Here is a 13099-nt window from a genome sequence, read left to right on the forward strand (position 1 = left end):
CCCGACCAGCACCCGGCATCACCTACGTCGGCAACGGCCGACCCCGCGGCAGCCGCCCCCGACCGTCACCGAAGTCCTGATACACCAACTGTCACCGATGTCCTGATACAGAACTGTCACCGATCTCCTGAGACATCACACCGACAGTTTCTGTTGCCCAACAGTCCTTCGGCTACGGGCCGGGAGGCCAGTCCGCCCCCGATAGGCTGATCCCGTGGGTATCCGAATCACGCCAAGCATCCTGAACGCCGACCTGGCCGATCTGGCCGCCGAGGTGGCACGCATTCCCAGTGCCGACCTGGTGCATCTGGACGTGATGGACAACAGCTTCGTGCCCAACCTGACCTTCGGCCTGCCGGTGGTGGAGAGTCTCCGCCGGCACACCTCGATGCCGATGGACCTGCACCTGATGATCGCCGATGCCGACCGCTGGGCACCCAGCTACGCCGAGGCCGGCTGCGAGTCGGTGACCTTCCACATCGAGGCCTCCGACGAGCCGGTGAAGCTCGCCCGCACGCTGCGCTCGCTGGGCGCCCGGGCCGCCATGGCGCTCAAGCCGGCGACTCCGATCGATCCCTACGCTGATCTGCTGCCCGAACTCGACATGGTGCTGATCATGACCGTCGAACCGGGCTTCGGCGGCCAGGCGTTCATGGACGACATGATGCCCAAGGTTGCCCGTACCCGAGAACTGGTGAGAGCCCTCGGCAAGGAAGTCTGGGTGCAGGTGGACGGTGGGGTCTCCGAAGCCACCATCGAGCGCTGCGTCGAGGCCGGTGCTGACACCTTCGTGGCCGGTTCGGCGGTCTACCGGGCCGACCAGCCGGACGCGGTGGTGCAGGCGCTGCGGGAACGGGCAGTCGTCCACGCCCACTGAACGGAGACCGCGGCCGGTTCGACTACCGGCGGCCGGTCACGACCGCCGGTTGCGGCGGCGCAGGTAACGCTCGAGTTCGGCAGCGATCGAATCTCCGGTCGGGGCCGGGGTCTCCGAGTCGCGTCGCTCCTCCAGCGCACTGATGTAGCTGGCGATGTCGGGATCGTCCTCCACCAACTCGTTCACCTGGGTCTCCCAGGTGGTGGCTGCCTCGCCGAGATCGCCGGTCTCCAGCGGAGTGTTGAGGACGTCCTCCAGCCGGGCCAGCAGCGCCAGCGTCGCCTTCGGGCTCGGCGCTTCCGCCACGTAGTGCGGGATCGACGCCCACAGCTGCACCACGTTCAGGTGCGCCGCCGTGCATTCGTTGCCCAGCAGCCCGAGGATCCCGGTCGGGCCCTCGTAGTCGGACAGGTCGAGACCAAGCTCCGCCGCCAGCTCGGGGGTTGCGGCGGTCGCCGAGACCGGCACCGGACGGGAGTGCGGGGCGTCGGTCAGCATGGCGCCCAGCAGCACCACCAACTCGGGACGCACCGAACGCAGCATCGACATCAGCCGGTTGCAGTACTCCCGCCAGTGGTAGTTCGGCTCCGGGCCACCAATCAGGACGAGGTCGCGCTCGGGCAGCGGTGCCACCAGCACCTCGGTGGTCGGCCACTCGATGATCCGCTCGGTGGGCGACAGCGAGCGGACGACCGGCCGGTTGACCTGGAAGTCGTAGAACTCGTCGGGGTCGAAGGAGAACTCGAGCCGTCCGGAGTACACCTCCACCAGATGGTCGATCACACCGCTGGCAGCGTCGCCGGCATCACCCCAGCCACCGAAGGCCGCCACCACAGCGGGACTGCGCAGATCCCTGAGCCCGAGTCGTGCCATGCCTCCACTGTAACGACGCCCACCCACTCGACTGCCACGGGCCACCGTGGTGGCTCGCCGTAGACTGCACCGCATGGTTCACGACCTGCGCGCAGCCCTCGCCGACCGGATCCTCGTGGCGGACGGTGCGATGGGCACCATGCTGCAGGGCTACGACCTCGCGCTTGCCGACTTCCAGGGTTACGAGGGCTGCAACGAGATTCTCAATGTGACCCGCCCGGACGTGGTCGCTGCGATCCACCGGGCCTATCTGGACGCCGGATCGGACTGCATCGAGACCAATACCTTCGGCGCCAACCTGGCAGCGCTGGGGGAGTACGACATCCCCGACCGGATCGCCGAACTGGCCGGGGCCGGCGCCCGGATCGCCCGCGAGACCGCCGACCAGGCGGCCCTCGACGGCCGTCCCCGGTTCGTGCTGGGCAGTGTCGGCCCGGGGACCAAGCTGCCCAGCCTGGGCCACGTCGGCTACACCGCCCTGCGCGACGCCTACCAGGTGCAGGCCGAGGCGATGATCGCCGGCGGCGTGGACGCGGTGCAGATCGAGACCTGCCAGGACCTGCTGCAGACCAAGGCCGCCGTGGTCGGGGCACACCGGGCCGCCCGAGCGCTCGGGGTCGACCTGCCGGTGCTGGTCAACGTCACCATCGAAACCTCCGGGACGATGCTGCTGGGCAGTGAGATCGGTGCGGCGCTGACCGCCCTCGAACCACTCGGGATCGACGCCCTCGGGCTGAACTGCGGCACCGGCCCGACCGAGATGAGCGAGCACCTGCGTCACCTGTCGCGCCACGCCCGGATTCCGGTGACCTGCATGCCCAACGCCGGCCTGCCCGAGCTGACCCCCGACGGCGCGCGCTACCCGATGGGGCCGGACGCATTCACCGGCTTCGTGAAGCAGTTCACCACCGAGTTCGGCCTCGGCCTGGTCGGGGGCTGCTGCGGGACGACGCCGGCGCACATCGCCCGGCTGGCGCAGGCGGTGGCGGCGACCACACCGGCTGAGCGCACCCCGTCCCGGATCGCCAGCGTGTCGTCGCTGTACACCGACGTCCCGCTGCACCAGGAGACCAGCTACCTCAGTATCGGCGAACGGACGAACGCCAACGGCTCCAAGGCCTTCCGCGAGGCCATGCTGGCCGGCCGCTGGAATGACTGCGTCGACATCGCCAAGGAGCAGAGCCGGGACGGTGCGCACCTGCTGGACGTCTGCATCGACTACGTCGGACGCGATGGCGTCGGTGACATGACCGAACTGGCCTCCCGGCTGGCGACAGCGGTCTCGCTGCCGGTGATGCTCGACTCCACCGACGCCAACGTGCTGCGGGCCGGACTGGAACACCTCGCCGGCCGGTGCATTGTCAACTCGGTGAACTACGAGGACGGCGATGGCCCCGACTCCCGCACCGCGAAGGTGATGCCCCTGGTGAAGGAGCACGGTGCCGCGGTGGTCGCGCTCACCATCGACGAGGAGGGGCAGGCTCGCACCGCCGAGTGGAAGCTGAGGGTGGCCGAACGCCTGATCGCCGATCTGACCGGCACCTGGGGCATGGCGATCGACGACATCATCGTCGACTGCCTGACCTTCCCGATCGCCACCGGACAGGAGGAGACCCGCCGGGACGCGATCGAGACCATCGAGGCGATCCGGGAGCTGGTCCGGCGCCACCCCGGCATCCACACCACCCTGGGCGTGTCCAATGTCTCCTTCGGGCTCAACCCGGCGGCGCGGGCCGTCCTGAACTCGGTCTTCCTCCACGAATGTGCGCAGGCCGGGCTGGACTCCGCGATCGTCCACCCGTCCCGGATCCTGCCGATCGCCCGGATTCCTGAGGAACAACGGCAGGTCGCCGAGGATCTGGTCTACGACCGGCGCCGCACCGGCTACGACCCGCTGACCCGGTTCCTGGAGTTGTTCGAGGGCGTCACCACCGCCGACACCCGGCAAGCCAGGGCTGCCGAACTCGCCACCCTGCCGGTCGGAGAACGGCTCTCCCGCCGGGTGGTGGACGGCGACGCCAACGGCCTGGAGGCCGACCTCGACGCCGCCCTGGCCGACACCGCGGCACTGGCGATCATCGACGAGTACCTGCTTGCCGGGATGAAGACCGTCGGTGAACTGTTCGGCTCCGGCCAGATGCAGTTGCCCTTCGTCCTGACCTCCGCCGAGGTGATGAAGTCGGCCGTCCGCTACCTGGAACCACACATCGACCGGGCGGACGCCGCCGGCAAGGGCACCATCGTGCTGGCCACGGTCAAGGGCGACGTGCACGACATCGGCAAGAACCTGGTCGACATCATCCTCACCAACAACGGCTACACGGTCGTCAACCTGGGCATCAAGCAGCCGGTGAGCGCCATCATCGAGGCCGCCCTGGTGCACAATGCCGACGCGATCGGCATGTCAGGACTGCTGGTGAAGTCCACGGTCGTGATGAAGGACAACCTGGAGGAACTGAACACCCGCGGCCTCACCCAGTTCCCGGTGCTGCTCGGCGGTGCGGCGCTGACCAGGTCGTTCGTCGAACAGGACCTCAACGAGGTGTACGCCGGCGAGGTGCGCTACGCCCGGGACGCCTTCGAGGGGCTGACGCTGATGGAGTCGGTGATGGCCATCAAGCGTGGCGAACCCGGCGCCAGCCTGCCGGCCCCGCGCCGCCGGCGGGTGACCGCGCCGACCCGGGTCCAGGTCGAGGCGCCGCCGCCGGACCTCCGCTCAGATGTCGCGCGCCGGATCGACGTGCCGACCCCACCGTTCTGGGGCAGCCGGGTGGTCAAGGGCATCAAGCTGGCCGACGTCGCGGAGTGGCTCGACCAGCGGGCCACCTTCGCCGGGCAGTGGGGACTGAAGCCGAGTGCGGGTGGCGCAAGTTACGAGGAACTGGTGGAAACCGAGGGGCTGCCCCGGCTGCGGCACTGGCTGGACCGGATTCACACCGAGGGGATCGCCGAATTCGCGGTCAGCTACGGCTACTGGCCCTGCCACAGCGAGGGCAACGACCTGATCCTGCACGATCCCGCCGACCTGGAGCGGGTGCAGCACCGGTTCACCTTCCCCCGCCAGTCGCGCGGCCGCTACCTGTGCCTGTCCGACTTCTTCCGCGACCAGGCCGAGATGGCCGACCTGGGCCCGGACGTGATCGCCTTCCAGCTGGTGACGATGGGGGCGAAGGTCTCCCAGGCGACAGCCGCGCTGTTCGCCGCCGACTCCTACCGCGACTACCTTGAGCTCCATGGTCTGTCCGTGCAGCTCACCGAGGCGCTGGCCGAGCTCTGGCACGCCCGGATCCGCTCCGAACTCGGGCTGGGCGGCGATGGCACGCGGGCGGCGATGATCCGTGACCAGGCCTATCGCGGATCGCGCTACTCCTTCGGCTACCCGGCCTGCCCGGACCTGGCCGACCGGCGGGTGCTGGTAAGACTGCTGGAGCCCGAACGGATCGGTGTCGAGCTGTCCGAGGAACTCCAGTTGCACCCCGAACAGTCGACCGACGCGCTGGTCGTCCACCATCCGGAAGCGAAGTACTTCAATGCCGGCTGAACCTCGCCGCCGGCTGGCGGTGGTGGTCGCGATCACCGCCCTGGCCCTGCTGGCCGGCTGTACCCCGCAGCCCGAGACCCCGCCCGTCCCCGACCCGGTGCCAACCTCCGCGACGCCGACCGCAACGCCAGTTGCCCAGCCGTTCGTCGTGCTGACCTCCGGGCCGATCACCACCGCCGATCCGGCGGTCGCGGTGGCCGACTCCGACGTCCTGATCGCCACCAGCGTGTACCAACGGCTGATGCGGGTGCTGCCCACCGGGGAGCTCAAGCCCGACCTGGCCACCGACTGCTCGTTCGTCTCCGAGACGGTCTACGAATGCACCCTGCCGCAGGGCCTGACCTTCCAGAACGGCGACAGCCTGACCGCCACCGACGTCCGGTTCAGCATCCAGCGGGCGCTGCGACTGGACACTCCGGGAACCTCCGTGGGCCTGTTCGACTCGCTCACCCGGATCACCATCCCGGACGACCTCACCATCCGGTTCACCCTCAGCTATGCCGACAACCGGTTCGGCTACGCCCTGGCTTCGCTGGCGGCCTCGATCGTCGACGAGGCGGTGTTCAACCCGGACGCCGCCGTACCGCTCGACGCCGCCATGCTTCCGGCCGGCTCGGGGCCGTACCAGCTGACCGACCTGGGACCAGAGGAGGCCAGCTTCGCCCGGTACGAGAAGTACGTCGGGCCGCTGGCCGGCGGCATCGACCTGATCCGGCTCGAACGGGTCGCAGACTCCGCCTCGGCGGAGGAGGCGATCAACGACGGCACCGCCGGGGCGGTGTGGCGCACCCTCGACCCGCCGGCGGTGAAGCGGCTGACCGACCAGATCGCCGCCAGCCCCACCCACGAGACCACCGAGGGCTACACCTTCTGGCCGATGGACGGCGCCCAGGTCACCCGGCTGATCTGGAACCCGGCGTCCAGCTATCGCGGGAACGCCGTGCTGAGGTCCGGAGTAGCCCGTGCCCTGCAGCAGGACCGCACCCTCGACTCACTGGTCCCGGTGGGAGTCGAGGGGCACCTGGCCAGCTTCCCGCTCGGCGGCTCGCCGGTGCTGCCCGACATCCAGGGCAAGCGGGCGCAACTGACGCTGCGCTACGACCCGTCCGCGCCCGGCCACGCGGATGCTGCGAGCCTGATCCGCAGCCGGATCGAGGAACTCTCCCGGGTGAGCGTCCGGCTGGTCACCAGCGGCGACGCCGACCTGCTACTCACCGATGCCCAGCCGTGGGTCCTGACCGCGGTGGGCTGGTTGCAGGATTACACCGACACGCCGCTGCCGGGCAGCGCCGACAAGATCGCCGGGCTGAGCCTGCGGGCACGGACCACCAACGGGGATGCTCGGGTGGTGGCGCTGGGGGAGTTGCAGAAGCAGGCTGCGGCCGATCTGACGGTGTTGCCGGTCAGCCAGGCGGACGGCGTGCTGGTGCTGGGCCGGGGAGTGACGCTGCTGGGCGACGCCTTCGGCAGCGGTGGAGAACTGGGACTGTGGGGAATCCGGAATGGCTGAGTTGAACGGGGTGCGCACCGGTGCGCTGGTGGCCGGCGAGCGGGTCACGCTGACCGACCCGAAGGGACGGCGGCACTCGCTGAAGCTGGCCGTCGGGGGCGTGTTCCACACCACCAAGGGTGGGATCAGCCACGACGACCTGATCGGTGCGCCCGAAGGGACGGTTGTCCGGTCGGCCGGCGGGGTGGCCTACACCGCCTTCCGCGCGCTGCTGGAGGAGTTCGTGGTGACCATGCCCCGCGGTGCGGCGGTGGTCTATCCGAAGGACGCGGCACACATCCTGGTACAGACCGACATCTTTCCCGGTGCCCGGGTGCTGGAGGCCGGAGCCGGTTCGGGGTCGCTGAGCATCTTCCTGCTGCGCGCGATCGGGCCGGGCGGGAAGCTCTACTCCTACGAACGCCGGCCGGACTTCGCCGCGATCGCGCGGAAGAACGTCGAGGCCTTCTTCGGTGAACCGCATCCGGCCTGGGAGCTGCGGGACGGAGACCTGGTCGGCGCGATCGGCCCAGAACCGGTGGACCGGGCAATCCTGGACATGCTGGCGCCCTGGGAGTGCATCGACGCAGTCGGCCGGGTGCTGGAGCCCGGCGGCATGCTGTGCGTCTACGTCGCCACCACCACCCAACTGGGCCGCACGATGGATTCCCTGCGCGTCCACGGCGGCTTCACCGAGCCGGTGGCCAGGGAATACTCGGCCCGGGAGTGGCATGCCGAGGGACTGGCGATCCGGCCCGGGCACGGCACCTCGGGCCACACCGGCTTCCTGATCTTCACCCGGCGGCTCGCCCACGGCACCACCGCACCGCTGCGCCGCCGCCGTCCCGCACCCGGAGCCTACGGCCCCGACTACACCGGGCCGCGGCCGGTCGGAGTGCCGGCCGAGGCGGCTGAGGAATGACATGGACGACCTCGACCATCTCAGTCGCCAGCGGGAGTTGGCCGAGCGGCGCCTGGCCGATGCCCGGTCGGACCTGCGAGCGCTGGCCTCCCAGAACGAGAAGCTGAACCGTACCCTCACGGAGGCGCGCGACTCGCTGGTCGCGCTGAAAGCCCAGCTGGAGCAGCTGGCCACGCCGCCGGTCAGCTTCGGGCTGGTGCTACTGACCGGCGACTCGACGGTGGATGTGAACCTCGCAGGGCGGGAACTGCGCTGCGAGGTCAGCCCGGAAGTGGACGTCACCACGCTGCGCGTCGGTGACCGCGTGCTGCTCAACGAGGCGATGGTGGTGGTCGGGACGGCGGCACCCGCCGGCACCGGGGAGATCGTGCGGCTGCGTGAGTTGCTGTCGGATGGCCGGCTGCTGGTGGCGACCGCGTCCGGTGAGGACGTGGTGCTGCTGCGGGCCGCCACGCTGACCGCCGAGTTGCTGGCCGGCCAGACCCTGCTCGCCGACCGGCGGGCGGGCGTGGCCCTCGAGCCGGTCGCCCGCACCGATGTCACCGAACTCACCCTGGAGGAGGTGCCGGACGTCAGCTGGGCCGACATCGGCGGCCTGGGCGGCCAGATCGACCAGATCAGGGACGCGGTCGAACTGCCGTTCCGGCACCGTGAGCTGTTCGGCGAATTCCGGCTCCGGCCGCCGAAGGGGGTGCTGCTGTACGGCCCGCCCGGCTGTGGCAAGACCATGATCGCCAAAGCGGTCGCCCACGCTGCCGGTTCGCACTTCCTGAACATCAAGGGCCCCGAACTGCTCGACAAGTACGTCGGCGAGACCGAGCGGCAACTCCGGCTGATCTTCCGCCGCGCCCGCGAGCACGCCAGCGACGGAAGACCGGTGATCGTCTTCTTCGACGAGATGGACTCGCTGTTCCGCACCCGCGGCTCCGGGGTGTCCTCCGACGTCGAGTCGACGATCGTGCCGCAGCTGCTGAGCGAGATCGACGGAGTGGAGTCGCTGTCGAACGTGATCGTGATCGGCGCCACCAACCGGGAGGACCTGATCGACCCGGCAATCCTGCGGCCCGGCCGGTTGGATGTGAAGATCAAGCTGGACCGTCCCGACGCCGACGCCGCCCGCGACATCCTCGCCCGCTACCTGACCGACGACCTGCCGCTCGACCATGCCGGCGGGGCGGCTGCGCTGGCCGACCTGGTGGTGCATCGGTTGTACACCCGCCACGCCGACAACCGGTTCATCGAGGTCACCTACGCCTCCGGGGAGCGCGAGCAGCTGTACGTCGCCGACTTCGTGTCGGGCGCGATGCTGGCCGGGATCGTGGACCGGGCCAAGAAGGCCGCTATCAAACAGATCATCGCCGGCGGGAAGCGCGGCATCTCGGCCGACCACTTGCTGGCCGCCTGCGCTGCCGAGATCGCGGAGAACGAGGATCTGCCGAACACCACCAACCCCGACGACTGGGCGCGGATTTCTGGCCGCAAGGGAGAGCGGATCGTGTTCCTGCGGACCTTCGCGGGCGCCCGGGCACTGTCGGTGTGACGATGCCCAGGCTGATCGGGATCGAGACCGAGTACGGCATCCTCGCGCCCGAGGTACCCGACCTCGACCCGGCAGTGCTGTCCGCGGCGGTGGTGGACAGCTGGGATGGACCAGCCACCCACCACGAGCTCGACGGCTCGTTCGGGCCGCAGCCGGATCCGGTTCCGCTCACCGACCTCCACACCGACCAGAACCGAACTCACACGATGCGAAGCATCGATGTGATGAGCTTGAGGAAGGTGTTGACGAGCGTCAGCGAGGAACCCAACCGGGTGCTCGGCAACGGCGCCCGGTTCTACGTCGACCATGCCCATCCCGAGTACTCCGCGCCCGAGGTGACCACGGCGGTGGAGGCCGTCCGGTACGACCTGGCCGGCGAGGCGATCGTCGCCGGGGCCGCCGCCCGGGCTGCGGAGAAACTGGGCACACCGGTGCGGATCCACAAGAACAACACCGACTCCCAGGGCTCCTCCTACGGCTGTCACGAGAACTACCTGCTGGCCCGCTCGGTGCCCTGGCAGCAGATCGTCACCGGCGTCACCGCCTTCCTGGTCTCCCGCACCGTGGTGGTCGGCGCCGGACGGGTGGGGATCGGCCGGTACGGCGAACGGCCCGGCTTCCAGCTCAGCCAGCGCGCCGACTTCTTCGAGACCCCAGAAGGGATCCAGACCACCCGCCGCCGGCCGATCGTCAACACCCGGGACGAGCCGCACGCCCCGCCCGCGCAGTGGCGGCGGCTGCACGTGATCACCGGGGACGCGAACCGGTCGCCGTGGTCGACCTGGCTGAAGGTGGGCTCCGCCACGCTGGTGCTGGAGGCGCTGGCTGCCGGCAGGCTGCCCGAACTGCGGCTGGTCGACCCGGTGGACGCGCTGCACACGGTGAGCCACGATCCGTCCCTGTCCGCCCTGCTGGAGCTGGAGGACGGTCGCCGGATGACGGCACTGGAGCTGCAGTGGGCCTATCTCGAAGCGGTCGCACCGCCCGAGCCGGGCAGCGACGGCGCCCGCGTCCTGCTGGCCTGGGCGGAGGTACTGGACGACCTGGCCGCCGACCCCGGGCGATGTGCGGACCGGCTCGACTGGGTGGCCAAGCTGCAACTGCTGGAGAGCTACGCCGACCGCCACCGGCTACCGCCCGACTCACCACGATTCGCCCAGCTCGACCTGGCCTGGGCCGAACTCGGGCCGGCCTCGCCGTTCGCGGTGCTGTCCGGAGCCGGACGGTTCCGCAGCGTCCCCGGGTTGGTCAGGGACGGCGAGGACCTCGCCGCGGCGGTGGCGCGGGCGGTCGAGGCGCCGCCGTCCGACACCCGGGCCTGGCTGCGCGGGTCCCTCGTCCAGCACGACCCGGACGCCGTGGTGGCGGCCTCCTGGGACTGGATGGTGGTGCAGAACGCGCGCGGCCGGCACCTCCGGATCGATCTGTCCGACCCGCTCGACCCGGGCACGGACCGGCTGGATGCGGTGCTGCGCGCGCTGGCTGGATAGGCTTGGGCGGCGAGCTTGGGAGGAATCATGGCGGAAAGGGTGCAGCGGGAACGTCCTGCTACCCGGCGCGAGGACAGCGCCGTCGCATTGACGACCACGAACACGGTGCGTCCGGCCGCCTATGACGCCATCCTCGATGAGATCGACGCCGTCCTGGAGACCGATGCCGAGGAGTACGTCCGTTCGTTCGTGCAGAAGGGCGGCCAGTGATCCAGATCGACCTGTCGCCCGCGCTGGTGATCGGCACCGGCCTGGTGGGCGCCTCGGTAGGGGCTGCGCTCACCCGTGCCGGTGTCACCGTCCACCTGAAGGACGCGGTGTCGAGCCACGCCCGGGTGGCCGCCTCCCGCGGAGCCGGGACCACCGCCCGTCCTGACCCGCAGGCACTCCGGCTGGTGGTAGTGGCCGTGCCGCCCGATGCCCTGCCGAACGTCATCGAGCAGTCCCTGCAGCGCTACCCGAACGCCACCGTCACCGACGTCGGCTCGGTGAAGGGCACCGTCCTGGCCCAGTTGCGTGCCCGTGGCCTGGACCTGTCCCGCTACGTCGGCTCCCACCCGATGGCCGGTTCCCAACGGGTCGGGCCGCTGACCGCGCACGCCGACCTGTTCATCGACCGCACCTGGGTGGTCACCCCGCACGACACCTCGGCAGCGCACGCCGTCCTCAATGTGCAGGAACTGGCCCGGCTGTGTGGCGGACGGCGGGTCACCATGGGCGCCGCCCACCACGACGAAGCCGTCGCACAGGTGTCCCACCTGCCTCACCTGATCTCGGCACTGATGGCCGGCACGCTGACCCGGCTGCCGACCGAGCACCTGCGACTGGCCGGCCAGGGAGTGCGGGACGTGACCCGGATCGCCGGTTCCGACCCGGCGCTGTGGCGGCAGATCATCGGCGCCAACCGGACGGCCGTTCGGCTCGAGCTGACCTCGCTCCAGGCCGATCTGGCCGCGTTGCTCACCGTGCTGGACGACCCCGAACAGCTGACTGCCTTCCTGGACCGTGGACGGGAGGGTACGCGGGCGCTACCGGGCAAGCACGGACTGGCGCCCGTGGACTACGCCCCGGTCGTCGTCGAGATCCCGGACGCCCCGGGCGCCCTGGCACGGCTGTTCGGCGACATCGAGACCGCCGGGGTCAACATCGAGGACCTGTCCATCGAGCACGACCCGGACCGGGAGATCGGCTTCCTGTCGGTCAAGGTCACCCCGCAGCGGGCCGATGACCTGCGCGCCGCCATGACCGCCGCCGGCTGGACGCTGCGCGACAACGACCCCACTACCTGAGGAGTGCCATGACCCGACGTCTGGTGATCGCGATCGACGGCCCGAGCGGATCGGGCAAGTCGTCCACCTCGAAGGGGGTGGCGCAGCGGCTCGGTCTGGCCTACCTCGACACCGGTGCGATGTACCGGGCGGTGACCTGCGCCTTCCTGGACGCGGGTGTCGACCCGTCCGATGCTGACAAGGTGGTCGCTGCCACCGTCGGGGCGGACCTGGAGATCAGCACCGACCCGGCCGATCAGTGGGTGCGGGTGAACGGGGAGGATGTCACCCAGCGGATCCGCGAGCAGGAGGTGTCGGCAAAGGTGAGCGCGGTGTCCACGCTGCCGGCGTGCCGGGCAAACCTGGTCGAACGACAGCGGGCGATCATCGATGCCGCACCGGACGGGATCGTCGCCGAGGGTAGGGACATCACCACCGTGGTGGCGCCCGACGCCGACCTGCGGGTGCTGCTGACCGCCGACCCGGAGGTGCGGATGGCTCGCCGCAACCTCGACCTCGGCGGGGATGTCGACAAAGCGATACTGACTGATCAGGTGCTGCGCCGCGACCGTGACGATTCCACTTTGGTCAACTTCACCACTGCCGCGGACGGGGTGGTGCACCTCGACGGCACCTACCTGACGCTGCCGGAGACGATCGACGCGATCGTGGAACTGGTGCAAGGGCGATGAGCGAGGTCGCCAGCGAGGTTGCCTCCCGTCCGGTCGTCGCCGTCGTCGGGCGCCCCAATGTGGGCAAGTCGATGCTGGTCAACCGCATCCTCGGCCGCCGCGAGGCGGTCGTCCAGGACCTGCCCGGGGTGACCCGCGACCGGGTGTCCTACGACGCCGAGTGGAGCGGACGGGAGTTCGTGATCGTCGACACCGGCGGCTGGGCGCCAGACGCGGTCGGGATGGCAGCGCAGATCGCCGAACAGGCCGAACTCGCGATCGCCGCCGCGGACGCCGTGCTGTTCGTGGTCGATGCCACCGTCGGCACGCAGGATGTCGACGAGGCTGTGGTGCGAGTGCTGCGGCGTAGCCGCAAGCCGGTTGTCCTCGCGGCGAACAAGGTGGACGACGCCCGCCAGGAGGCCGAC

Annotated in this window: 10 protein-coding genes and 1 pseudogene; 10 read left to right on the plus strand and 1 reads right to left on the minus strand. The window is 70.1% G+C overall.

Going from position 1 to position 13099, the window contains the following annotated elements; genetic code table 11:
- The first annotated feature begins 214 nt into the window (after positions 1-214).
- Entirely contained in the window at positions 215-877 is a 663-nt protein-coding gene (gene rpe, locus VB080_RS12560) for a ribulose-phosphate 3-epimerase (RefSeq protein ID WP_323418797.1), read from the plus strand.
- A gap of 36 nt (positions 878-913) precedes the next feature.
- Here the strand turns inward: rpe and VB080_RS12565 are convergent, their stop codons facing one another.
- Positions 914-1750, minus strand: a complete 837-nt coding sequence (locus tag VB080_RS12565) for a PAC2 family protein (protein ID WP_323418798.1) — start codon at positions 1748-1750, stop codon at positions 914-916.
- Between the two features lie 73 nt (positions 1751-1823).
- On the opposite strand from VB080_RS12565, the gene metH reads away from it, so the two are divergent.
- The 9 genes and pseudogenes from metH to VB080_RS12610 form a co-directional block, all read left to right on the plus strand.
- Positions 1824-5291, plus strand: coding sequence for a methionine synthase (gene metH / locus VB080_RS12570; protein ID WP_323418799.1), 3468 nt, complete (start codon positions 1824-1826; stop codon positions 5289-5291).
- Entirely contained in the window at positions 5281-6801 is a 1521-nt protein-coding gene (locus VB080_RS12575; RefSeq protein ID WP_323418800.1) for an ABC transporter substrate-binding protein, read from the plus strand. The genes metH and VB080_RS12575 overlap by 11 nt, the downstream gene beginning before the upstream one ends.
- A gap of 19 nt (positions 6802-6820) precedes the next feature.
- Positions 6821-7702: pseudogene (locus VB080_RS12580) on the plus strand (tRNA (adenine-N1)-methyltransferase); the annotation flags it as partial.
- A gap of 1 nt (position 7703) precedes the next feature.
- The gene (arc, locus tag VB080_RS12585) at positions 7704-9242 is read left to right on the plus strand and encodes a proteasome ATPase (protein ID WP_323418801.1); all 1539 of its coding nucleotides are present in this window, start codon (positions 7704-7706) and stop codon (positions 9240-9242) included.
- Positions 9243-9244: 2 nt separating this feature from the next.
- Positions 9245-10732 carry a proteasome accessory factor PafA2 family protein gene (locus VB080_RS12590; protein ID WP_323418802.1) on the plus strand — a complete coding sequence of 496 codons (1488 nt, stop codon included), beginning with the start codon at positions 9245-9247 and terminating at the stop codon, positions 10730-10732.
- A 27-nt stretch (positions 10733-10759) separates the two neighbouring features.
- Complete coding sequence (locus VB080_RS12595) at positions 10760-10942, plus strand: ubiquitin-like protein Pup (RefSeq protein ID WP_323418803.1); 183 nt, start codon at positions 10760-10762, stop codon at positions 10940-10942.
- On the plus strand, positions 10939-12021 hold the full coding sequence (locus tag VB080_RS12600; protein ID WP_416339639.1) for a prephenate dehydrogenase: 1083 nt from the start codon (positions 10939-10941) through the stop codon (positions 12019-12021). The genes VB080_RS12595 and VB080_RS12600 overlap by 4 nt, the downstream gene beginning before the upstream one ends.
- An 8-nt stretch (positions 12022-12029) precedes the next feature.
- Complete coding sequence (cmk, locus tag VB080_RS12605) at positions 12030-12692, plus strand: (d)CMP kinase (RefSeq protein WP_323418804.1); 663 nt, start codon at positions 12030-12032, stop codon at positions 12690-12692.
- Positions 12689-13099, plus strand: a 411-nt coding sequence (locus VB080_RS12610) for a GTPase (protein ID WP_323418805.1), incomplete at its 3' end; no start/stop codon positions are given. The genes cmk and VB080_RS12610, both read left to right, overlap by 4 nt.

The sequence above is a fragment of the Propionicimonas sp. genome (genome assembly GCF_034927565.1).
In the GTDB taxonomy this organism is placed as follows: Bacteria; Actinomycetota; Actinomycetes; order Propionibacteriales; family Propionibacteriaceae; genus Propionicimonas.

Coding starts and splice junctions, on each gene's coding strand:
- cmk (WP_323418804.1), top strand. CDS start 12,030: ATGACCCGACGTCTGGTGATCGCGATCGACGGCCCGAGCGGATCGGGC.
- VB080_RS12575 (WP_323418800.1), top strand. CDS start 5,281: ATGCCGGCTGAACCTCGCCGCCGGCTGGCGGTGGTGGTCGCGATCACC.
- VB080_RS12590 (WP_323418802.1), top strand. CDS start 9,245: ATGCCCAGGCTGATCGGGATCGAGACCGAGTACGGCATCCTCGCGCCC.
- VB080_RS12595 (WP_323418803.1), top strand. CDS start 10,760: ATGGCGGAAAGGGTGCAGCGGGAACGTCCTGCTACCCGGCGCGAGGAC.
- metH (WP_323418799.1), top strand. CDS start 1,824: ATGGTTCACGACCTGCGCGCAGCCCTCGCCGACCGGATCCTCGTGGCG.
- arc (WP_323418801.1), top strand. CDS start 7,704: ATGGACGACCTCGACCATCTCAGTCGCCAGCGGGAGTTGGCCGAGCGG.
- VB080_RS12565 (WP_323418798.1), bottom strand. CDS start 1,750: ATGGCACGACTCGGGCTCAGGGATCTGCGCAGTCCCGCTGTGGTGGCG.